The sequence below is a fragment of the Halomicrococcus pelagicus genome (assembly GCF_051917725.1).
Classification (GTDB): domain Archaea; phylum Halobacteriota; class Halobacteria; order Halobacteriales; family Haladaptataceae; genus Halomicrococcus.
Genome location: NZ_JBQBLX010000004.1, coordinates 181,473 through 202,491, shown reverse-complemented (window position 1 = coordinate 202,491; position 21,019 = coordinate 181,473). Strand labels below are relative to the sequence as shown.

At 67.1% G+C, this 21,019-nt stretch carries 20 protein-coding genes; 7 read left to right on the top strand and 13 right to left on the bottom strand.

Annotated elements, in window-relative coordinates; translation table 11 throughout:
* Position 1: 1 nt before the first annotated feature.
* Both ACTF4R_RS12595 and coxB read right to left on the bottom strand, forming a co-directional pair.
* The gene (locus ACTF4R_RS12595) at positions 2-2,593 is read right to left on the bottom strand and encodes a cbb3-type cytochrome c oxidase subunit I (protein WP_440008241.1); all 2,592 of its coding nucleotides are present in this window, start codon (positions 2,591-2,593) and stop codon (positions 2-4) included.
* Positions 2,590-3,426, bottom strand: a complete 837-nt coding sequence (coxB, locus tag ACTF4R_RS12590; protein WP_440008240.1) for a cytochrome c oxidase subunit II — start codon at positions 3,424-3,426, stop codon at positions 2,590-2,592. Before coxB ends, ACTF4R_RS12595 begins: the two co-directional genes overlap by 4 nt.
* A 135-nt stretch (positions 3,427-3,561) precedes the next feature.
* Between coxB and ACTF4R_RS12585 the strand changes: the two genes are divergently transcribed.
* On the top strand, positions 3,562-4,176 hold the full coding sequence (locus ACTF4R_RS12585) for a SprT-like domain-containing protein (RefSeq protein WP_440008239.1): 615 nt from the start codon (positions 3,562-3,564) through the stop codon (positions 4,174-4,176).
* Positions 4,177-4,276: 100 nt separating this feature from the next.
* Positions 4,277-4,735 carry a DUF4112 domain-containing protein gene (locus tag ACTF4R_RS12580; RefSeq protein ID WP_440008238.1) on the top strand — a complete coding sequence of 153 codons (459 nt, stop codon included), beginning with the start codon at positions 4,277-4,279 and terminating at the stop codon, positions 4,733-4,735.
* A 5-nt stretch (positions 4,736-4,740) separates the two neighbouring features.
* Here the strand turns inward: ACTF4R_RS12580 and ACTF4R_RS12575 are convergent, their stop codons facing one another.
* The 11 genes from ACTF4R_RS12575 to ACTF4R_RS12525 form a co-directional block, all read right to left on the bottom strand.
* Entirely contained in the window at positions 4,741-5,547 is an 807-nt protein-coding gene (locus ACTF4R_RS12575; protein ID WP_440008237.1) for an HpcH/HpaI aldolase family protein, read from the bottom strand.
* Positions 5,548-5,630: 83 nt separating this feature from the next.
* A complete protein-coding gene (locus tag ACTF4R_RS12570) occupies positions 5,631-6,392 on the bottom strand; it encodes a hypothetical protein (protein WP_440008236.1) in 762 nt (253 codons plus the stop codon).
* A 115-nt stretch (positions 6,393-6,507) separates the two neighbouring features.
* Entirely contained in the window at positions 6,508-6,657 is a 150-nt protein-coding gene (locus ACTF4R_RS12565) for a hypothetical protein (RefSeq protein ID WP_440008235.1), read from the bottom strand.
* Between the two features lie 58 nt (positions 6,658-6,715).
* Positions 6,716-7,045, bottom strand: a complete 330-nt coding sequence (locus ACTF4R_RS12560) for a HalOD1 output domain-containing protein (RefSeq protein ID WP_440008234.1) — start codon at positions 7,043-7,045, stop codon at positions 6,716-6,718.
* A 182-nt stretch (positions 7,046-7,227) separates the two neighbouring features.
* Positions 7,228-7,680, bottom strand: a complete 453-nt coding sequence (locus ACTF4R_RS12555; RefSeq protein ID WP_440008233.1) for a pyridoxamine 5'-phosphate oxidase family protein — start codon at positions 7,678-7,680, stop codon at positions 7,228-7,230.
* Positions 7,681-7,850: 170 nt separating this feature from the next.
* The gene (locus ACTF4R_RS12550; RefSeq protein ID WP_440008232.1) at positions 7,851-9,302 is read right to left on the bottom strand and encodes an MATE family efflux transporter; all 1,452 of its coding nucleotides are present in this window, start codon (positions 9,300-9,302) and stop codon (positions 7,851-7,853) included.
* On the bottom strand, positions 9,299-9,883 hold the full coding sequence (locus ACTF4R_RS12545; RefSeq protein ID WP_440008231.1) for a TetR/AcrR family transcriptional regulator: 585 nt from the start codon (positions 9,881-9,883) through the stop codon (positions 9,299-9,301). Before ACTF4R_RS12545 ends, ACTF4R_RS12550 begins: the two co-directional genes overlap by 4 nt.
* A 98-nt stretch (positions 9,884-9,981) precedes the next feature.
* Complete coding sequence (locus ACTF4R_RS12540) at positions 9,982-11,337, bottom strand: TIGR00366 family protein (RefSeq protein ID WP_440008230.1); 1,356 nt, start codon at positions 11,335-11,337, stop codon at positions 9,982-9,984.
* Positions 11,337-12,752, bottom strand: coding sequence for a short-chain fatty acid transporter (locus tag ACTF4R_RS12535; protein WP_440008229.1), 1,416 nt, complete (start codon positions 12,750-12,752; stop codon positions 11,337-11,339). Before ACTF4R_RS12535 ends, ACTF4R_RS12540 begins: the two co-directional genes overlap by 1 nt.
* A 123-nt stretch (positions 12,753-12,875) precedes the next feature.
* Complete coding sequence (locus ACTF4R_RS12530; protein WP_440008228.1) at positions 12,876-14,021, bottom strand: NAD(P)/FAD-dependent oxidoreductase; 1,146 nt, start codon at positions 14,019-14,021, stop codon at positions 12,876-12,878.
* A gap of 363 nt (positions 14,022-14,384) precedes the next feature.
* Positions 14,385-15,134 (bottom strand): IclR family transcriptional regulator, encoded by a 750-nt coding sequence (locus tag ACTF4R_RS12525; protein ID WP_440008227.1) that lies wholly within the window; start codon positions 15,132-15,134, stop codon positions 14,385-14,387.
* A gap of 353 nt (positions 15,135-15,487) precedes the next feature.
* Between ACTF4R_RS12525 and ACTF4R_RS12520 the strand changes: the two genes are divergently transcribed.
* From ACTF4R_RS12520 to dgoD, 5 genes are read left to right on the top strand one after another with little or no spacing between them, the layout of a single operon-like run.
* Positions 15,488-16,795, top strand: a complete 1,308-nt coding sequence (locus tag ACTF4R_RS12520; protein WP_440008226.1) for an ABC transporter substrate-binding protein — start codon at positions 15,488-15,490, stop codon at positions 16,793-16,795.
* 57 nt (positions 16,796-16,852) lie between these two features.
* Positions 16,853-17,845 (top strand): carbohydrate ABC transporter permease, encoded by a 993-nt coding sequence (locus ACTF4R_RS12515; protein ID WP_440008493.1) that lies wholly within the window; start codon positions 16,853-16,855, stop codon positions 17,843-17,845.
* Positions 17,838-18,707, top strand: a complete 870-nt coding sequence (locus tag ACTF4R_RS12510; protein ID WP_440008225.1) for a carbohydrate ABC transporter permease — start codon at positions 17,838-17,840, stop codon at positions 18,705-18,707. The genes ACTF4R_RS12515 and ACTF4R_RS12510 overlap by 8 nt, the downstream gene beginning before the upstream one ends.
* A 6-nt stretch (positions 18,708-18,713) precedes the next feature.
* Positions 18,714-19,853 (top strand): ABC transporter ATP-binding protein, encoded by a 1,140-nt coding sequence (locus ACTF4R_RS12505; RefSeq protein ID WP_440008224.1) that lies wholly within the window; start codon positions 18,714-18,716, stop codon positions 19,851-19,853.
* A complete protein-coding gene (gene dgoD, locus ACTF4R_RS12500; RefSeq protein WP_440008223.1) occupies positions 19,850-21,004 on the top strand; it encodes a galactonate dehydratase in 1,155 nt (384 codons plus the stop codon). Before ACTF4R_RS12505 ends, dgoD begins: the two co-directional genes overlap by 4 nt.
* Positions 21,005-21,019: the final 15 nt, after the last annotated feature.

The window sequence follows — 21,019 nt, the reverse complement described above, 5'->3', positions numbered from 1 at the left end:
GTTACAGGATGTAGAAGAGGGGGAAGAGGAACAGCCAGACGATGTCGACGAAGTGCCAGTACAACCCGAAGTACTCCACCGGCCGCTCGTCGTCGAGGTACGCGCCGTTCCACGCGCGAACGAGGAGGTACAGCGATATCAGCAGGCCGACGACCACGTGCGCGCCGTGCAGCCCCGTCGTCAGGTAGAACGTCGAGGAGGCGACGTTCGTGCCCAGTTCCCAGCCGTGCGGGAACGCCTCGCTGTGGACGTGGAAGAGGTGCTGCCACTCCAGCGCCTTGTTGACGAGGAAGGCGACGCCGAGGCCGAACGTGGCCGCCAGCGCGGCGACGAGCCCCCGCCGGCTCTTCCGCTCGGCGGCGACCAGCGCCAGCACGACGGTGAAGCTACTCGTCAGCAGGAGGTAGGTGTTTATCAGCCCGGGGAGCGGGACGTGGGCCTCGGGGACGAGGGCGTGCCAGTCCCGCCAGCCGTGCGCGACCCGGATGAAGACGTAGGAGCCGACGAAGGCACCGAACAGCACCACGTCGGACGCGAGGAATATCCACACGCCGAGTTTCCCGTTCTCGATGCCGTCGAACGGCCAGCTCTCGCCGAACGGGCCGGTCGGCCCCTCGAACCGCTCGCGGGCCATCTCGACGAGCGAGTAGCCGCCGAGTGCGACCCCGAGAACGAGCGACGAGAGCGCGAGCAGGCCGCCGACGCCCGGCACCAGTTCCCCCCGTTCGAACCCCGAGAGACCGAGGAAGGTGAAGAACGCGGCGACGGAGATGGCGAACGGCCAGATGCTCGCGTGGTCCTCGCCGTTGTCGGCACCGCCCGCGGTCTCGCCGTGCGCGACGACGCCGCCGTCAGACCTGCGGTCCGACGAAGTTCGCGTCGCTTCGCTCCGCTCACCACCGCCAGACAGTTGGTCTGACGAGGCTCGCAGGCCATCTGCCTGCTCACCACCGCCAGACAGTTGGTCTGACGAGGCTCGCGTCGCTTCGCTCCGCTCACCACCGTCCGCCGCGCCGCGGCCGAACCGCAGCGACCCGCTGGAGAAACTGGGGGCGTCGGGGAAGTTCTCCAGCGGGGGCGGCGACGGCAGCGCCCACTCGGTCGTCGTCGAGTACGCCCAGGGGTTGTCGTCCGCCTGCTCGCCCGCGACGAGGCTCTTCGAGAGGTTGTAGAACATGACGAGGAAGGAGACGCCGAGGATGGCGGCTCCGACGGTGGCGAGGCGGTGTTCGGTGACGAACGCGGGGTCGTAGAAGAAGTCCCGGCGGGGCGTCTCCCACGCGAGGAACATCGGGAAGTACAGCAGGTTGAAGCCGACGAAGTACAGCGCGAAGTGGACCTTCCCGAGCGTGCGGTCGTACATCTTCCCGGTCATCTTCGGGAACCAGTAGTAGAGACCGCCGACGAGCGCGGTGACGCCGCCGACCATCACGTAGTGGAAGTGTGCGACCACCCAGTAGGTTCCCCGGAACTCGTAGTCCAGGACGACGGCCCCGAGGAACACGCCGGTGATGCCGCCGAGGATGAACAGCATCAGCGCGCCGAACGAGAACAGGAACGGCGTCGTGAACCGGACCCGACCCTTGATGAGGGTGTAGATGAGCGCGAACACCATCAGGTCGAAGGGGAGGGAGATGCCGATGGTGGTCACCATGAACAGCGTCTTTATCTGGAGGTTGATGCCGGTGAGGAACATGTGGTGCATCCAGACCGTGAAGCTCTGGAGCGCGACGAGCACCATCGCGGCGATGAACCACTTCCGGCCGACGATGCGCCGTCCGGTGAACGTCTGGAACGTCTCGGCCATCACGCCCAGCGCCGGGAAGAAGACGATGTACACCTCGGGGTGGCCGAAGAACCAGAACAGATGCGCCCACAGGAGCGACCCGCCGGCCTTCGCCGTGAAGTAGGTCGTCCCGAGCAGTCGGTCGGACGAGAGGATGACGAGCGCGGCCAAAAGCGCCGCGAACGCGAAGAGCATCATCCAGACGGTGAGCAGGATGGTCCACGAGAAGAGCGGAAGCCGGCGGAGGGTGAGTCCCTCGGCGCGCATCCGGTGCATCGTCGTCAGGAAGTTCACCGACGACACCGTGACGGAGGCGACGAACAGCACGAGCGCCAGCACCGCCGTCGACGCGCCGATCTGTGGCGTGTAGACGGGGACGTTCAGCGGCGCGTACATCGTCCATCCGCCGGCGAAGGTGCCGCCCTGGAAGAACGAGGCACCGAGCAGCAGTCCGGAGGCGAGGTACAGCCAGTACGACAGCGCGTTCAGTCGCGGGAAGGCGAGGTCTTTCGCACCGATCTGGAGCGGGACGACGTAGTTCGCGAACCCGAAGGCGAACGGCGAGAGGAACCAGAATACCATGATGAGGCCGTGGGCCGAGACGGTCTGGTTGTACGACATCGACGAGAGCAGGCCCGCCCCCGGCGACCAGAGCTGCAGGCGCACGAGCAGCGCGAGCACGCCGCCGAACGCGAGGAAGAACAGCGAGGTGACGACGTAGAGGATGCCGACGTCCTTGTGGTTCGTGGTGACCAGCCACCGCCGGACGGAACTCGTCGGCGGAAGTCCGTGTGCGTCCTCGCTCATGCTGCTCCCCCGCCGATGACGGCCGCCGTCCGCGCCGCCGGCGAACGCGCGTTCGTCGCGGTGTCGTTCGCGGACGCGTTCGCTGCGCCGTCGTTCGACGCGGACGCGTTCGTCTCACCGGCGTCGGTCGTCTCGTTCCCGGTGCTCTCGTACCACTCGCGGTACTCGTCGGGAGACATCACGACCACCTCGGCGGTCATGTAGGAGTGGCCCGCGCCGCAGAGTTCGAAGCAGCGCGCCTCGTAGGTGCCCGTCTCGTTCGCGTGGAACCACGTGTCCGTGTACCGGCCCGGGATGGCGTCGGTCTTCACCCGTAGCTCGGGGACCCCGAACGTGTGGAACACGTCGTCGGAGGTGACGTGCAACCGGACCGACCGGTCCGCCGGAACTCGCAGTTTCGACGCGGTGTGGCCGTTCGGATACTCGAACTGCCAGCCGAACTGGAACCCGGTCACCTCGACTTCGACCGCCGCCTCGTCCTCGCCCGGCGAGTCGGCCTCGACGTACAGCAGCGTGCCGTACGTCCAGGCGACCAGCGAGACGACGATGACGGTGCTCAGGCCGAACGAGAGGAATAGCTTCCGGCCGCCACCGCTGCCGGAGGGGAGTTCGCCGAGCTTCGGCGGGTCGAACTCGTCGCTCCGCTCGCCCTCGCCGTCCCGGTACTTGACGGCGTTGTACAGCATGTAGGAGACGACGACGACGCCAACGAGCGTTCCGAGCACGAGAAACACGTCGAATATCTGTTGAAAGACCGCCGTGCGAGTACCGCGAGGGACGATACCACCGCCCTTCCCGTGGAGGGGCGCGAGTGCGTCGAGGAGTCCCGGCATCGGACCACCTTTAACCTTAATGATTTTCCTAACACTTAGATATTTCGGAGCGTTCGGTCGTCGTTGCGCCCGGTTCGGGCGACGACTCGTCGCGTCCCCCGCGTTATTTGTACCCGCCCCGACAATCGCCGACGGATGTCGGCGGACCCGGAACCGGACGACGCTCGCCCGGACGACGGACGGGAGCGGCGCGGAACAGAATCGCGGGACACCCCCGACACGCGCGACGAGTTGCTGGAGCGGGCCGCCGCCTACGCCCGGACGGTCGACGTCGACGTGGACCTCGCCGCGGTCGACTGGGAGATATCCGACCGGGCGAAGCGCCGCGCGGGGGCCTGCGTCTACGACCCCGACACCGGCCGGGTGACGATACGGCTGACCTGGGACGCCTACCGGGCGTTCGGCTGGGCGGAGTTCGCCGGAACCGTCCGTCACGAACTCGTCCACGCCTGGGAGTTCCAGCGCTTCGGCGACTCGGGGCACGGCGACAGGTTCCGCCGGAAGGCGGCGGCGGTGGACGCGCCGCGTCACTGCCGGACGTTCGCCGAACCGCGTCTCAGACTCGACTGCACGGACTGTGCGTGGACGGCCGACCGCCACCGCGCCTCGAAGGCGGTCAGCCGGCCGTCGGAGCGCCGCTGTGGCGCCTGCGGGAGTCGATACCGCGTCGAACACGTCGCGACCGGACGGACGTGGCGCACGAGAGCGGGATATCTCGTCGCCCGCAGGCGACTCGGCGACGAGTGGTGAGCCCGGGGAGAGCAGACGTTCGGCCGTGACGGGCCGGCGATTCGACGGGCGAACCGGGATGGTCATCAGACTTATCCTGTCTCGGCGTCAATCCTGACCCATGACAGAGAACAGAGACCTCGAATCGGCCTTCGACGACTTCGACGGCGAACTGCCCGACTCGGTCGACGAGGCCGCGGTCGAGCGCATGCGGGCGGTCGCGACGATCCTCGACGAGAGCGTCCGGATTCCGGGCACGGAGTTCAAGGTCGGCGTCGACCCGCTTCTCGGCGCGCTCCCGGTCGCCGGCGACGTGATAAGCGCGGGGCTCTCGCTGTACATCGTCGTCGAGTCGGCGCGGCTCGGCGTCACGTTCACGACGCTACTGCGGATGCTCGCCAACGTCGCCGTCGACGTCGCGGTGGGCTCGGTGCCCTACGTCGGCGACCTCTTCGACGCCGTCTGGAAGGCCAACGTACGCAACTTCGAACTCGCGATGGAGGAACTCACGAAGCCCCCCGAGCGCCGCGGGTCCGACGACTTCGAGTCGCGCGACGTGGTCGAGATAGACGTCGAGTAACGACGTCAGCCGTCCGATTCCGCTCGCCCCGGGTCGTACTCGTCGAGCCACCCTCGCACGACGGTCCGGAGCACCCCGGTCGTGCTGCCGAGGTTCAGTATCTGGTATCCGTTCGCCGCTTTCTCGTTCACGTCGTCCATGCCGAAGCCAAGCCCACCCACCGGTACGCCCCGGTCGACGGCGGTCGCTCGAACCGTCTCGACCGCCTCCTGCACGTCCGGATGGTCCACGTCGCCGGGGTGACCGAGCGAGACGGAGAGGTCGAGCGGTCCGACGAAGACGAACCCCAGGTCCGGCACGTCGAGGATGTCGTCGAGTTCGTCGACCGCCTGCTGGTTCTCGACCGTCACCCCGACGAGCACCGTCTCGTCTTCGCGGTCCACGTAGTCGTCCGCGAGCCCCCACCGGCTCGCCCGGGGGTTGGCGAGGCCGCGGTGTCCGTCCTCACCGTCGTACCGGAAGCGCGTGGCCCGGACCGCCCGCCGGACTTCGTCGGCCGTGCGGACGCGCGAGAGGAAGACGTTCCTCACCCCCGCGTCGAGCGCCTTGCGAACGAGGGCGGGGTCGGACGCCGGCAGCCGAACCAGCAGTTCGACCCCGGCGAGTTCTCCCGCCCTGAGTAGTTCCCCCATCCGCTCGGCGTCCCACGGGCTCGGTCCGCCGTGCTCGAAGTCGAGCCAGACGAAGTCAACGCCCAGTTCGCCGAGCAGTTCGACGACCGTCGGGTCGTACGTGTCGTCGAGAACGCCGAGTACCGTCTCCCCCTCGTCGAGTCGCTTCCCCAGACCGGTCGTTCGCCGTACGTCCTCCATGGGCACCGTGCACCGCGGGCGTCGATAAGCATACTGGGCGTTCGAGTAGCGGGAGGACGCCCCGAGATGCGGCGACGCGACGGTCAGGTGTTCGACCGGAGGTCGTCCCCCGCGCGCTCGGGGTGTGCACCGGCCGTCTCGCGGTCCGATGCCGCGGCGTCGTCGTCCGCTTCGGCCGGAACCACGGCGTCGAGCGCGTCCGGGGCGTCGCATCTGACGGCGACGGAGACGCCGGCGACCAGGCCCGCGGCGGCCGCCAGCGCGGCCACGTTCGTCGAGAGAGCGTTCGACCCGAGAAGCGTCCACGACAGTCCGGCGACGAACAGAACGGCACCGACGCCGGCCAGCCCCTCGTTCAGCGACCGGTCGCGTATCGACCGTCCGACGAGCCAGGCCAGGACCGCGCTCGCGATCGCTTCGAGGGCGAACACCACGAGGAAGGTCCCGGCGAGGCGCGCGACGACGGAGGCCTCCGGCAGGTCCGCCGCGAACGCGACCCGCCCGGCGAGCGGGCCGACCGGGCCGGCGAGCGAGTCGACGGCGCTGACGAACGCGCGGAGCGCTGCCGCGAGCGAGTCGTCGAGGACGGCCAGAGCGCGTCCGAGGAGCGAAACTGCCGCGTCGAGCAGTGCAGACGCGAGTCGCCCCCAGCGCTCGTCGCCGGTCGCCCGGGAGAGGACGGCGAGCGCGACCAGCGGGACGCCGAGGGTCACGACGACGGACCTCGCGACGGAGTACGCGACGCCGCGTCGGCGGAGGCTCCGGAGCAGGACCGCGACGCCGGCGAGCAGGGGAACGAGGGCGAACGGCGCGTCGCTGACGACGGCGCTGGTGGCTTCGAACATCGCTCGGAATCGTTCCTCTAACTGTCCGAGAGGGTGGAGAAGGTTTCGACTCCGGGCGAGTGCGTTACCGAACCTCTGACGGTCACTGGACGACGCCACTCTCGCGCCGACCGAGTTAGAATATCTGTCGCGGGACGAACACGAGGAGAGCGAGAGCGAGGAAACCGATTCCCCAGTAGAACGACGGGTAGGGGAGGACGGTGAGTGCGAGCGTGAGAATTCCCGATGTGATGAGCGACCAGCCCACCGTAGTGCGATAGGTCACGGTGATACCTCTGTCGCCCGTCCGGATGAAGGCGCTGGCCACTCGCCCCGAGAACCGTTCAGTCGGGTTCGTAGACGAGGATGGTGTCGGTGCTTCGGACGACGACGAGGTACTCGTCGACGGTGAACCGGACTTCGACGTGGCTTCGCTTCTCCGGACTCGCCTCGACCATGTCGTCGAGAGCGTCCGTCTCGAGGTGTTCGTAGAGCGTGAGCGTCGTCTGGCCGGACATCGACTCGTCGACGTCAGTCAGAACGTCGACGACGCAGAGACTCGGCTTCTGTGCCGAATCCATCGTGGACGATGCTGCGAGTCGGTACCGGTCTGTCACGCTGGACGAGGACTGACCCGCGTCGCTTCCGAACCAGTCGGCAGTCTCGACGGCCATGGTCGCCATTGGCCACCCAAACCCTTGAGTAACGGTCCTTTACGGGCGTCCAAGCCGACGATGGAGAATCATGACAGCCTATATATAACTGTTAATATATTAATATAGGGTTATGAGAAGGGTGTGATGGTCCACGCCCGGTCGCAGTCGCGACCACCGGGTCGCCGTCGACCGCGCGAGGGCTATTCCGACGACGCGTCCACTTCCTTCCGTCCGGTGAACGTCTCCGGGTCGAGCCTGAAGTTACGGAACGTGAGTTCCTCGGGCGGTCGGTCGAACACGTCGACAAGCGGTATCCGGACGGCCCACATCCCCTGGACGGCGACCGACTCGTACGGTGCGTCCGTCACCTCCTCGAGTTCGCCGGTCGCGACGATGCTCCGCCAGCCGTCGTCCGTCTCGTCGAACGTGACGAACGCTATCGGGCGGTCGACGACGGCCTCCTTGTTGCTGTCGGGCGGGAACGAGAGACGGAAGTAGAAGTCACCGACGCCCTCGTGATAGCCGTACGACACCGGTATCGTGAACGGCGGTTCGCCGGTCTCCGTCGCGAACGAGATGACGCCCGTCCCACCGTTCCCCAGGAACGCGTCCCGTTCTGCCTCGCTCATCTGTACCCAGCGAAGGGACTCCATAGAACGGACACGTCTCGGTCACGGAAAAGTACATGTTCACATCCGTCAGTGGCGTTCGGCCGCTGATGGAGGTTCGCTTCCGCGCTGGTTCAACCGCTTTCGAAGCACAACGAGTCGGCGAAACGCTTCGGCAGGCGACGAGAGCGAGTCGGCGTTCGACCGGACTCGCGTCAGTCGTCCGATATCGCGGCGTCCACGTCGTCCGCACCGGTGGGACCGGGCGTCCCGCGGACGTCGCCGTCGCGCCACGTCCCGCGGCCGAACCAGAGCCACGCGATGACGGCACCGGCGACGTTCGAGACGGCGAACGCTATCCAGATACCGCGCACGCCGAAGAGATACTGCGAGGCGACCCAGGCGACCGGCAGTCGGATGCCGGCGAGCGTGACGATGGAGATGGCCGCCGCGACGAGCGTCTTGCCTGCGCCGCGGAAGCCGCCGGTGAACGCCCGCATGATGCCGATGAAGCCGAACGAGAGCGCGACGTACCGGAGGAAGACGCTCCCCACCTCGAGCACGTCGGCGTCGTCGGTGAACACACCGACGATGGGCGAGGGGAAGAGGAAGATGAAGAGGCCGACGGCCGCGAGGATGACGAACAGCGCCTTCGCGGCGAGGTAGTTCGCCTCGGCGGCGCGGTCGTAGTTGCCCGCGCCGATGTTCTGCCCGGTCATCGTCTCGACGCCGCGGGCGACGGCGATGGCCGGCAGGAAGATGACCGAGAAGACGCGCGTGCCGATGCCGAACGCGGCGACGACGGTCGTCGGGAACAGCCCGACGATTATCATGAGCAGGTTGATAGAGAGCGCTCGCCCGGTCCCCTCGACGCTCGCGGGGACGCCGATGCGGAGTATCTTCCGCAGATAGGCGAGGTCCGGCACCATGTCACGGGGACGAATCTGGATGCCGCGACGACCGGAGAGCATGATGGCGACGCCGACGACCATCGCGAGCGCGCGGGAGATGACCGTCGCGATGGCCGCGCCCTCGATGCCGAGTTCGGGGAAGGCGACGGTGCCGACGGCGGGGGCGTTCCGGACGACGGTCCAGCCGTTGATGAGGAAGGGGTCGAGGACGACGTTGACGACGACCGTCCCGAACATGACGAACATCGGCGTGAGGGTGTCGCCGGCCCCGCGCATGAGGGAGATGAAGACGAAGAAGCCGAACATGAAGGGGAGTCCCAGCGCTATCACCTGCATGTAGGCCGTCGCACCCGGCAGCACGTCGGGAGACGCGCCGAGGAACGCGAGGAAGGGTCGGACGAACGGGTAGCCGAGCGCGCCGAGCAGGACGGAGCCGAGGAACGCGAACGTCACGGTCTGGGAGGCGGCGTACTCCGCCTGCTCCGTCTCGCCCGCGCCGGTGTGCTGGGCGACGAGGACGCTCCCCGCCACCGAGAGCCCCATTCCGAGCGATATGAGGAGGAACACCATCGGGAACCCGAAGGAGATGGCCGCCAGCGCCTCGGTCGAGTACTGGCCCAGCCAGAAGGTGTCCGCGAGGTTGTAGGCCGTCTGCAGCAGATTCGTGATGACGATGGGGAGGGAGAGATAGAACAGGGGCCTGGCGATACCCCCCTCGGTGAGGTCGAGTTCCTCCTGGCCCTTGAAGAGACTCACGCTACCATCTCCGGCGTCGGGTCGAGCGTCCGGTCGAGGTAGTCCTCGACCAACCGCCGCGTCTCGCTGGGGTCCTCGCCGAGCGCGACTTCGCGAGTGTGAGCGCCGTTGATAGCGGTCACGACGAAGCGGGCGACGTCGTCGGGGTCGGCGTCGTCGAAGTCGCTGGCCGCGACGCCGTCCCGGACCGCGTCCGCGACGGTCTCGCGCATGCGCTCGTCCATCGCGGCCAGTCGCTCGCGGTAGGCGTCGTGGTAGGGTGCCTGTGCCTTGATCTCGAGGAGGGCGACGGGGAAGTCGCCACGGTCGTCCTCCGTCGGGCCGAAGACGGCCTCCAGGAACGTCTGGAGGCGGTCGCGGGGGTCCGCCGTCTCGCTCGCCAGTCGGTCCTCGAAGTCGTCGAGGATGTGTTCGAGGAACGCCTGCAGCAACTTCTCTTTCGTGTCGTAGTGGTAGTGGAGAGCGGCCTTCGATCTGGAGGACTCGTCGGCGATGTCCTGCATCGTCAGGTCGGCGAAGCCGTGGTCGCAGAGGGCACGGTACGTCGCCGCCATGATGTCGTCAGACGTCTCTGCGTCCATTCGTTACCATAACTGACTAACTGGTCAGTCAAGAGTCTTCGGGTTCCGGCCACCTCGGCGTTCCACGCTCGCGTCGGGAGCCGCCGGCGGGCGGGGGGTTAGAACAGGAGGAACGCGGCCGCGACGACGGCGGAGACGTAGACCGTGAGTCCGACGGCGTAGCGCAGGAAGGTCCGCCAGTCGAAGCCGCGCACGCCGAGCACGCCCAGGAAGAGGAAGCTCAGCCAGACGTTCGACACGCCGGCGCCGGCCATCACCGCGACCACGAGGCCGTCGACGTTCGCAGCGGTCGCCGCGGCGCTCGGTCCGAGCAGCAGCCAGAGGGAACCGGGGTCGGGGACGAACACGCCGAGGACGAGCGCCACCGCGTAGCTCGCTATCCGCGGGAATCCGGTCGACGCGAGCGCGTCGCCGACGGCTCCGGCGAGTCCGCTCTCGGTGAGGAGCGCGTAGACGCTCCCGTAGAGGAGGAACGGGACGAGGAGGTGTTCGACCCACCGGGTCGAGTCCGACACCTTCTCGACGAACGCGAGCGGCCGACGCTGGACGAGCAGGCCGACCACCAGCAGCGCGAAGAGGACGCCGAGCATGGCGCGGTGGGCGCCGAGCGCCCACTGCCAGGCGATGGACACGACGCCGATAGCGCCGACGACGGCGGTGAGCCACGTCGACTGCTCGAGACGGTCGGCCGGTACCGGCTCACCGTCGATGTCCGGAGCGTAGTGGTCGAGCGTCTCGCGGACGGACGACTCGACGACGAGGTCGGACTCGTCGACGGGAGTGACGTCCTCGTCGGGGGCGAGCGCGGCCAGCGCCGGCGGCAGCGTCACGACGAGCACGCCGACGACGAACAGGTTCGCCGGATGGAAGACGACCGTACCGAGCGGCACGACTCCGGCACCGTCGAGGAGGACGTTAATCGTGCCCGACGGGTCGGCCATCACGAGCGCGCCCGGGCTGGTCACTCCCAGGGTGGCGGTGACCAGCGAGAGGAGCGCGGCGACGAGTACGAGCGGATAGTGGACGTCGACGCCGCGGTCGGCGGCGTGCCGGCAGAGCGACTGGCCGACCAGGACGGCGCCGACGAACCCGAGCGCCCAGTTCACCCAGCCGAAGACGAGTGCGAGTAGCGCGGTACCGGCGACGATGGCGCGCTGGCTCGTCGGTACCCGCGCGGCGAGCCGATCGAAGGCCGCGCCCACCGGCCGGGACTCGACGACAGTCGCGGAGAGCACCCACCAGAGGACGAGCGCCATCTGCACGGAAAGGACCCGGGTGAAGCCGGTCGAGAACAGTTCGAGCTGGACGAGGGCGTCGAGCCGCGGCGTCGTCGCCAGCAAGGCGAGGACGCCGAGCACCACCGCGAGGGCGAGCGACTCGGGGTAGTACGCGCCCAGGTGGGGGACGAACCCCGACGGCTCTCGGTCGGCGTCCGACTGGTGGTCGGTCGCCATCAGAGCATCACCCCCATGAGGAGCGTCCCGACGGAGAGTACGAGACCGCTGAACACGAACAGGACGGCCGTGTACCCCATCATGTCGCGGATGGAGAGGCCGGCGATGCCGAGGACCGGAATCGCCCAGAACGGCTGGATCATGTTCGTCCACTGGTCGCCCATGCCGAACGCGACGACGAGCAGGTTCATCTCGGCACCGGGAATCTGCTGGGTGGCGTTCACCATCACCTGTCCGGTGACGACCCACTGGCCACCCCCGGAGGGGACGAAGAAGTTGACGATGCCGGCGGCGAGGAACGCGAAGAAGTACCAGGTGGTTTCGGTGGCGTACTGGGCGAAGGTCTGGGCGATGAGTTCGGCCAGCCCCGACCACGCCATGATTCCCATGATGCCGCCGTAGAGCTGGAACTGGACCAGTATCTGGCTCGCGCCCTCGACGGCCTCCCTGAGCACGTCGACGTAACTGCGGAGCGTCACGTGGAAGAGCAGTCCCAGCGCGAACAGCGCCGCGATGAACGTGTTCAGGGTGAACACCTGCATGAACGGGTTCGTCGTGAAGAGGTACGCGAGGTAGCCGCCGACGAGCAGTCCCGTTCCCGCGCCGAGAAGCGGCGTTCCGAGGAGACGCTCTTTCACCGCGCTCGTCCGGTCGTGGTTCGTTCGCTCGGCGAACCCGCCGTCGGCCATCGGCGTTCCCGCGTTTTCGAGGCGCGACCGCGGGACGGTGATGATGTCCTCGTGGTCGTCGGGCGACATCATCGGCATCACGAGCACCGTCGTCAGGGCGACGGCGGCGACGATCAGCAGGTTCACCGGATGGAAGATGGTCTGGGACACGGGGACGACGCCCATCTCGGACGCGAGGAAGTGGCCTTCGGTCGCGACGAGCAACGGTGCGGCCGCGGAGAGACCCTGGTGCCACGGGAGCAGACCGGCGTAGCCGGCCGCCACGAGGAGGGGATAGTGGACGTCGACGCCCTTCTTGTCCATCTCGATGCCGAGATCCCGGGCGAAGATGGCACTGCCGATGAGGACGACTCCCCAGTGGAAGAGGCCGAGCAACTGCCCCACGACCGCAGTGGCGAAGATGGCCTGCGACTGCGTCTCGGGGACGTCGGCGATACGGCCGAGCACGCGCTTCACCGGCGGCGAGTCGGCGAGCGCCCATCCCGTTATCAGAGCCAGCGAGGACTGCATCGAGAACTTGAGCACGAACCAGAACCCGTCGGACCAGTGGCGCGCGACGTCGGCCGGTCCCTTCGGGGTCAGCCCGACGGCGAGCAGCATCGTCGCCAGCGTCAACAGCAACGCGAAGATGAACGCGTCGGGGAGATATCGTTTGACGACTCGACTCATCGCGTCGCCCAGTTTCGTGAAGAACCGCGAAACGGCGTTTTCACTCTCGACCGACATTAGTGCAACTCGTTGTATACAGTTTGCGCACGCGAGATGGAAAAGCGCAAGGGTTGCGGGCGACGAGAAGCGTCGACACGGTCTCCCGCTGCCTGCTCGCGAGCGCAGTCCGGGCGAGACGGATCAGTCGAACCGACCGACGCCGAACCGCGACGGGAGTTCGGTGGCGTCGCCCGCGACGGCCTGTGCGACCAGTTTTCCGGAGTAGGGGCCGAGTTGCAGGCCGGTCGCGCCGTGGCCGGTCGCGACGTACGCCCCCTCGACGCCGGGAACCCCGCCGAGGATGGGAAGCCGGTCCTCGGAGACGGGACGCAACCCGACGCGGATCTCCTCGACGGCGGCGTCGGACAGTCCGGGCGCGACGCGGAGACACTCGTCCAGGACCTCGCGGACCCCGCCGGCAGTGGTGTGCGGTGCGAACCCGGTCCCCGTCTCGCGGGTGGCACCGGCGGCGACACGGCCGTCGGGCCACGGCACGAGGTAGTGCTCGTGGAACGCGCTCACGATAGGCCACTCGCCAGCGTCGGACGTGTGGTCCCCGTCCGCGTCGAGGTCGAGGTGTGCGATCTGGCCGCGCTGTGGTTCGACCGGGAGCCGGACGCCGAGCTGGTCGCCGAACGCCCGCGACCAGGCCCCGCCGGCGACGACGACGCTCGCGGTTTCGACCGTGGCCCCGTCCGCGACGACGCCCGTTATCGCTCCGTCGTCGGTCCCGAGTCGTTCGGCGGTGGCGCGTTCCACGGTCAACCCGTGGGCAGTCCCCGCCCGGCGGAGGGCGGCAGCGAGCTTCTTCCCGTCGACGCGGGCGGCGTCCTCGTAGTAGGCCGCGCGTTCGACGTCCGCGAGCGGCGGGAATCGTGCTCGGGCGTCGGCCGGCGATATCTCGGCGTACGACCCCGGTTCCGGTCGGTTCATCGTCGACTGGCGCGTCTCGATTCGCTCCACTGCGTGGTCGAACGCGTCGACCTCGGCGTCGTCGATGGCGACGCTCAACAGGCCACATCGGTCGTAGCCGGGGTCGCCGTCCTGTTCGTCGGCCAGCGCGTCGACGAGCGCCGGGTAGTAGTCGACGGCCTCGGTCGCGAACGCGAACCACTCGTCCGACCCGGTTCGACTGCTCGTCGCCGGGGAGAGGATGCCCGCGCCGGCGTCGGTCGCACGGCCCTCGTCCGCCCGGTCGACCAGCAGCGTCTCGACGCCGTCGCGCGCCAGGTGGTACGCGACCGACGACCCCACGATACCGCCGCCGACGACGACTGTCTCGAACATCTGTCCGGGTCGTCGTAGCCGCGGGAGACCCATAGTTTCACGGTCGGGCGTCCGGGACGTCGGGGCTCCGTCGCGCCCCGAGCGTCGAGCGGCCGGCGGTCGGCGACCCCGAGAGCGGGGAGGGGCGACGGGAGCGCTCCACGCCCCTCGGATTTGCCGAGAACGGCGTTCCAGGCCGGCGTCTCCCCGTTCGCGAGGTTAGGATTCGATACCGACCCGGGCGGTTTCGCCGACACAGGCCGTTCACCGAAGGTGAACGCATCCGGCGTCCAACTCGAACGCACCGTCGAGACAGAGCTGAAAAGACCGCTTTCGGCCGCTGACATCGCCATTTCAGCGGTTGTTCACCGTCGGTGAACGCCGTTATTCGGTCGTGACCTGCTCGACCGTGAGGCTGTTCGCGGCGCTGAGAACGAGCCCCGGCATGTCCTCTTCGAGGCGTTTTCCGCTCATGCCGGGAGACTCCCCGGCGACGGTTACAGCGCCGACGGCGTGGCCGTCGTCGGTCACGATAGGTGCTGCGACGGCCCGCCTGTCGGTGGCGAGTTCCCCTCGGTCGAACGCCAGACCCTGGTCACGGACGGTCTGAAGTTCCCGGGTCAGCGCCGGGCGGTTCGCTATCGTCCGGTCGGTCGGTTCGGCCAGTTCGTCGTCGAGGAGGGCGTCGACCGCTTCCCGCGGACGGTGGGCGAGGATGGCCTTCCCCGCCGCACAGGCGTGGACGGGGACGCGGCTCCCCTCCCGGAGAGCCGAGTCCGCACCGTCGCCTGCCCGGTAGAGGAAGACGGCTTCTCCGCCCTCTTCGACGACGAGGCTCGCGGCCTCGCCGCTAGCGTTCGCGAGACGCTCTATCTCCGGTCGGGCGACGTGATACAGCGTATCGTCGTCTCGGACCCTGGTGCCGAGTTCGAGGAATCGCAGTCCGAGGCGGTACCGTCCGTCCTGCCGGACGACGTACCCGAGCCGTTCGAGCGTCGCGAGGTGGTTGTGGACGCTACCTTTCGAACAGCCGAGACGGTCTGCGAGCTCGGTGACGCCTGCCTGTTCGAGCGTCGCGAGCGCTTCGATGACTTCGAACGTTCTTGCGGTCGCGCCGACGGGATACTCCGCCATACTCCACGGGTGACCGCGCAGATACAAAAAGTTCGTTCACCCACGCTGAACAGACTGTCGTGATAGTTCATTATACTCGCTCGGCACCGTCCAGAACCACGATTCGCCTCGTCCCCCCATAGAACGTCTCTTACTCCCTATTTCCTTTCAGGGTTCGGCGGAGAGCCGATGAGGCGTGAGAGTTTCGTTCACCGATAGTGAACAGGGCTGTATTTCGGGGCCTGTTCGTCGTTTCTTTACTTTCTCTTAGTATCATCGGTTAATTTGGTAATGAGCTACTAACTCTCGCAAAAGCCCCCATTTGACCCAAAGAACTAAGTCTTCTAGCTTGTTGTTCTATGATATCTCGCATCATGACGGGTGACAGACACGGTACGAACCGACGAAACGTGCTGAAGAGCGCCGGTGTGGCGGGCGCAGCGGCCCTGGCGGGTTGCATCGGCGGTGGTGGCGGTAGCGGTGGCAAGCAGAAGAAAGCCGACTCCATCACCGCCTGGAGCTGGGACGTGGCGGCGAAGTCCCTCGAGATTACCGCCAAATCCTACCAGAAGAACCGCGACGGCACCGTCAACGTCAAACAGATCGGTCGCTCCGACATGAAGGACAAGTACAAGTCCAAGCTCCTCGCGGGGGCCGGAGCGCCCGCCGTCGCAACGATGGAGAGCGTCGACGCGGCGGCCTGGGTGGACACGAACGGACTCCGGGACGTCTCCCAGTGGCTGAAAAAGGACGTCAGGAAGAAGTTCGTCTCGGGCAAGTGGGGACCGCTGTCGAAAGACGGGAAGACCTACGCGCTACCGTGGGACATCGGCCCCGTCGGGACGTTCTACCGGAAGGACGTCCTCGACGAACACGACGTGAACCTGGACGGCGTCGAGACCTGGGAGCAGTTCATCGAGGAGGGCAAGAAGCTCCCCGACGACGTGGCGATGGTCAACATCCCCTCGAACGACTACGACGGTCTCTGGCGGATGCAGTACCGCCAGCTTGGCGGACAGCCGTTCGCGAAGGACGGCAAGATAGCGTTCAACAACGACAAGAGCGTGCGCGTGGCGCGCAACCTCAAGCGCCTGCGCGACGCCGGCATCACCGACAACAAGGCGTCGTGGTCGAGCGCGTGGTTCTCCGCGTTCAAGAACGGGTCCATCGCTTCGCTCAGCGCCGGCGCGTGGATGGAGGGCACCCTGAAGTCGGAGTTGCCGGACACGTCCGGCAAGTGGCGCGTCATGAAACCGCCGGCGTTCGAGAAGGGCGGTAGCCGCGCGACCAACTGGGGCGGGTCGAACCTCGTCATCGCCGACCAGGTCAGCGACGCGAAGGCCAACCGCGCCTGGGACTACATGAAGTACTCGCTCGCGAGCAAGAAGCGACAGGTCAAGATGTACAGGGAGTACGGCATCTTCCCCGCGTACAAGCCGGCCTACGAGAGCGACGCCTTCGACGCCGGCCACGAGTTCCTGGGCGGACAGAGCGCCGGTCGCATGTTCGCCAACCTCGCGCCGAACATCAAACCGTACCGCTACACGACCGACACGCCGGAGGTCACGAAAGCTATCAACACTCACTTCAAGAGCATGATGGGCGGGAAGCTCTCGCCGAAGAAAGCCGTCGAGAAGGCGGCGAAACAGGTAGCCGACCGCACCGATCGCGAGATAGCCTGAGACCGCACTTTCGACACTATCTCTATGTCTCAAACGGACGAAACAGCGGGCACGCGGATGACGCCCTACCGGGACGAGTTGGTGGACAGATTCAGGTGGAGACGCCAGCGTCTCACCGAGCGCCTGCCGGAGTTCAGGGGAGTGCCGTACGTCTTTCTCCTGCCCTTCTTCGTGCTGTTCGCGGTGTTCCTCGCGTTCCCCATCATCTACACCGTCTACCTCTCGTTCTTCCAGTTCGAGGGCGTCGGCGGGACGGTGCTCTTCACGATTCCCGGCATCGGCATGCAGATAACGTCGATTTCGAACCTCGAGTTCGTCGGACTGGCGAACTACGCGCGGCTCCTCGGCGACGGCCAGTTCCACCAGGCGATGTACAACACCGTGTTCATCCTGCTCGTGCAGGTGCCGCTGATGATAGCCATCGCCCTCTCGCTCGCCGTGGCGCTCGACGCCTCGTTCGTCAAGCTCCGGGGCGTCTTCCGCACCACGCTCGCCCTTCCGGTCTCGGCGAACCTCGTCGCGTACGCGACCGTCTTCGTCCTGCTCATGCAACAGCACGGGCTGGTGAACTACGCGCTCGGTCTCGTGGGAATCGGCCCGATTCCGTGGTTCCAGAGCGAGTTCTGGTCGCGGATGACCGTCGTCGGTGCCGTCACCTGGCGGTGGACCGGCTACAACATGATAATCCTGCTCGCTGGGCTCCAGAACGTCCCCGAGCAGCTGTACGAGGCCGCCGAAATCGACGGGGCGAACCGGTTCGAGAAGTTCCGGTACGTGACGCTCCCGCAGCTCAAGCCCGTCCTGCTGTTCGTCGCGGTCACCTCGACCATCGGGACGTTCAAGCTGTTCTCCGAGCCGCTCATCGTGAGCGAGGCGGGCGCGTCGGCCGAAGCGACGCGCACCATCGTCCAGTACATCTACGAGATGGCGTTCGTCCAGTTCCAGCTCGGGTACGCGAGCGCGCTGACCTGGGTGCTCATCGCCGTCGTGAGCACCCTCTCGATCTTCCAGATCAAGGCCGTCGGCGACGGAGGTGGTGACGATGCGTGACCACCAGCGCGAGTTCGGATGGAAGCTCGTCACGTACGCGTTCCTGCTCGTGGCGGTGCTCGTCACCATCGTCCCGCTGTACTGGATCGTCGTCGCGGCGACGCTCGAGGAGCAGGCGTTCCTCGCGGCCGCGAGCGACCCCCGGGTCGTCCCCGGGTCCGTCACCCAGTTCATGGAGAACTTCCGGGCGCTCCAGCAGCGCTCCGCCACGGAGTTCCTCGGGTACGAGTTCGGGTTCGTCGCCGCCGTCGGCAACAGCATCCTCGTGGGGGCGGTGTACACGCTCCTGTCGCTGCTCCTGTGCTCGATGGGCGGGTTCGCATTCGCGAAATACGAGTTCGATTACAAAGAGCCCATCTTCTACACCATCCTGGCGACGCTCGTCCTCCCCATCCAGTTGCTGGTCATCCCGCTGTTCCTGCTGATGTCGCGGTTCGACATGACGAACACCTACTGGGCCATCATCCTGCCGTGGGCGGCGAACCCCCTCGGCATCTTCCTCATGCGACAGAACATGCGGTCGATTCCGGATGCCCTGCTCGAGTCCGCGCGCATGGACGGGGCGACGGAGTTCCAGGTGTTCTACCGGGTGGCGCTGCCGACGATGAAGTCGTCGCTGGCGGCGCTCGCCATCGTCCTCTTTCTCTTCCAGTGGAACCTCTTCCTGTTCCCGCTGGTCATCCTGAGCCAGGACAAGTACACGATTCCGGTCGCCATCAGCGACCTCGTCGGCGCACAGCGCGTCTACTACGACCAGATCATGGTCGCCGCGGGGCTCTCTATCGTGCCGATATTCCTGCTCTTCCTCTTCCTCCAGAAGTACTTCGTCAGCGGCATCCTCGCCGGTTCGGTCAAGGAGTGATACTACATGGCAGAAATCAACATCGAAGACCTACGGAAACAGTTCGAACTCGACGACGGTAGCCTTCTCACCGCCGTGAACGACGTCGACCTCACGGTCGAAGACGGGGAGTTTCTCGTCCTCGTCGGCCCGTCGGGCTGCGGGAAGACGACGACCCTTCGCTGCGTCGCCGGCCTCGAAGAGGTCACGAGCGGACACATCCTGTTCGACGACGACGACGTGACCGACCGCAGGGCGCGCGACAGGGACGTCGCGATGGTGTTCCAGAACTACGCGCTCTATCCGCACATGAACGTCCGCAAGAACATCGGCTTCGGCCTGAAGCTGTCCTCGAAGCGCACGTCGGCCGACATCCGCGAGCGCGTCGAGTCGACCGCCGAGATGCTCGGCATCTCGGACCTCCTCGACAAGCGCCCGCGCGACCTCTCCGGCGGCCAGCAACAGCGCGTCGCGCTCGGCCGCGCCATCATCCGGGAGCCCGAGGTGTTCCTGATGGACGAACCGCTGTCGAACCTCGACGCCAAACTCCGGTCGGAGATGCGGACAGAGTTACAGGAGCTCCAGCACGACCTCGACGTAACGACGATGTACGTCACGCACGACCAGACGGAAGCGATGGCGATGGGGGACCGCATCGCGGTGATGAACGACGGCGAACTCCAGCAGGTCGGCACGGCCGAGGAGGTGTACGCCTCTCCGACCAACGAGTTCGTCGCGAACTTCATCGGCTCGCCGAGCATCAACCTCTTCACCGCCGACGTCTCCGGCGGGACGCTCCGCGGCCCCGGAGACTTCGAGTACCGACTCGACGACCCGTCGTGGGTCGACGGGTACGACCGCGTTCGCGTCGGCGTCCGACCGGAGGACATCCGCCTCGTCGAATCCGGCGGCAACGCCGCCGAGGCGTCCGTCGTCGAGCCGATGGGGAACGAGAACTTCCTCTACGCGACGCTCGGCGACCGCGAGTTGACGGCGCGCATCGAGAGCGGACTCCGTCCGACGACCGGCCAGACGGTCCGTTTCACCTTCGACGAGGACTCGCTGTACCTCTTCGACCCGGAGACGGGGGAGGCGCTGAAGACGAAGACGGCCGACGTGAGCGCGACGGTGGGAGACTACGCCCACACGGAGGGTGAGTCGGCGTGACCGACCGTATCGTCGACTACGACCTCTACGAGGTCCCGCCGCGCTGGCTGTTCCTCCGTCTGGAGACGAGCGACGGCCTCGTCGGCTGGGGCGAACCGGTCGTCGAGGGGCGGGCGCACACCGTCCGCGCCGCCGTCGAAGAACTGCTCGACACCTACCTGCTCGGGAAGCCCCCCGGTCGAATCGAGGACCACTGGCAGACGATGTACCGGGGCGGCTTCTACCGCGGCGGCCCCGTCCTCATGTCGGCCATCGCTGGCATCGACCAGGCGCTCTGGGACATCAAGGGCAAGCGGTTCGACGCACCCGTCTACGAACTGCTCGGCGGGCAGGCCCGGAACCGCATCCGCGTCTACCAGTGGGTCGGCGGCGACCGCCCCGAGAACGTCGCCGAGGCCGCCCGCGAGAAGGTCGACGAGGGGTTCACGGCGCTGAAGATGAACGCCACGGCCGAACTGCGGCGCATCGACTCCCCCGCGGCCGTCGACGAGGCCGTGGCCCGGCTGGCGGCGGTCCGCGACGCGGTCGACGACGACGTCGACGTGGGCGTCGACTTCCACGGCCGCGTCTCGAAGCCGATGGCCAAGCGACTCGCGAAGGCGCTGGAACCGCACGAGCCGATGTTCATCGAGGAGCCGGTCCTGCCGGAGCACAACGACGTGCTGCCCGAAATCGCCAGCCACACGACCATCCCCATCGCGACCGGCGAGCGCATGTTCAGTCGGTGGGACTTCAAGGAGGTCTTCGAGGACGGGAGCGTCGACGTCATCCAGCCGGACCTGAGTCACGCCGGCGGCATCACCGAGGTGAAGAAGATAGCCGACATGGCCGAGACGTACGACGTGGCGATGGCGCCGCACTGTCCGCTCGGCCCCATCGCGCTGGCGTCCTGCATCCAGGTCGACGCCGTGGCCCCGAACGCCCTCATCCAGGAGCAGAGCCTCGACATCCACTACAACGAGACGAGCGACGTCCTCGACTACCTCGCGGACGCCTCGGTGTTCGAGTACCGCGACGGCTACGTCGACCTGCCCGACGGGCCCGGCCTCGGCATCGACGTCGACGAGCGACACGTCCGGGCGAAGGCGGGCGACGTCGACTGGCACAATCCCGTCTGGCGACACGAGGACGGCAGCGTCGCGGAGTGGTGACCGTGTCGGAACGCC

What these genes read in the sequence shown, in the direction of transcription:
- ACTF4R_RS12595 (WP_440008241.1), bottom strand. Translation starts at nt 2,593, where the DNA reads ATGAGCGAGGACGCACACGGACTTCCGCCGACGAGTTCCGTCCGGCGG.
- coxB (WP_440008240.1), bottom strand. Translation starts at nt 3,426, where the DNA reads ATGCCGGGACTCCTCGACGCACTCGCGCCCCTCCACGGGAAGGGCGGT.
- ACTF4R_RS12585 (WP_440008239.1), top strand. Translation starts at nt 3,562, where the DNA reads ATGTCGGCGGACCCGGAACCGGACGACGCTCGCCCGGACGACGGACGG.
- ACTF4R_RS12580 (WP_440008238.1), top strand. Translation starts at nt 4,277, where the DNA reads ATGACAGAGAACAGAGACCTCGAATCGGCCTTCGACGACTTCGACGGC.
- ACTF4R_RS12575 (WP_440008237.1), bottom strand. Translation starts at nt 5,547, where the DNA reads ATGGAGGACGTACGGCGAACGACCGGTCTGGGGAAGCGACTCGACGAG.
- ACTF4R_RS12570 (WP_440008236.1), bottom strand. Translation starts at nt 6,392, where the DNA reads ATGTTCGAAGCCACCAGCGCCGTCGTCAGCGACGCGCCGTTCGCCCTC.
- ACTF4R_RS12560 (WP_440008234.1), bottom strand. Translation starts at nt 7,045, where the DNA reads ATGGCCGTCGAGACTGCCGACTGGTTCGGAAGCGACGCGGGTCAGTCC.
- ACTF4R_RS12555 (WP_440008233.1), bottom strand. Translation starts at nt 7,680, where the DNA reads ATGGAGTCCCTTCGCTGGGTACAGATGAGCGAGGCAGAACGGGACGCG.
- ACTF4R_RS12545 (WP_440008231.1), bottom strand. Translation starts at nt 9,883, where the DNA reads ATGGACGCAGAGACGTCTGACGACATCATGGCGGCGACGTACCGTGCC.
- ACTF4R_RS12540 (WP_440008230.1), bottom strand. Translation starts at nt 11,337, where the DNA reads ATGGCGACCGACCACCAGTCGGACGCCGACCGAGAGCCGTCGGGGTTC.
- ACTF4R_RS12535 (WP_440008229.1), bottom strand. Translation starts at nt 12,752, where the DNA reads ATGTCGGTCGAGAGTGAAAACGCCGTTTCGCGGTTCTTCACGAAACTG.
- ACTF4R_RS12530 (WP_440008228.1), bottom strand. Translation starts at nt 14,021, where the DNA reads ATGTTCGAGACAGTCGTCGTCGGCGGCGGTATCGTGGGGTCGTCGGTC.
- ACTF4R_RS12525 (WP_440008227.1), bottom strand. Translation starts at nt 15,134, where the DNA reads ATGGCGGAGTATCCCGTCGGCGCGACCGCAAGAACGTTCGAAGTCATC.
- ACTF4R_RS12520 (WP_440008226.1), top strand. Translation starts at nt 15,488, where the DNA reads ATGACGGGTGACAGACACGGTACGAACCGACGAAACGTGCTGAAGAGC.
- ACTF4R_RS12515 (WP_440008493.1), top strand. Translation starts at nt 16,853, where the DNA reads ATGACGCCCTACCGGGACGAGTTGGTGGACAGATTCAGGTGGAGACGC.
- ACTF4R_RS12510 (WP_440008225.1), top strand. Translation starts at nt 17,838, where the DNA reads ATGCGTGACCACCAGCGCGAGTTCGGATGGAAGCTCGTCACGTACGCG.
- ACTF4R_RS12505 (WP_440008224.1), top strand. Translation starts at nt 18,714, where the DNA reads ATGGCAGAAATCAACATCGAAGACCTACGGAAACAGTTCGAACTCGAC.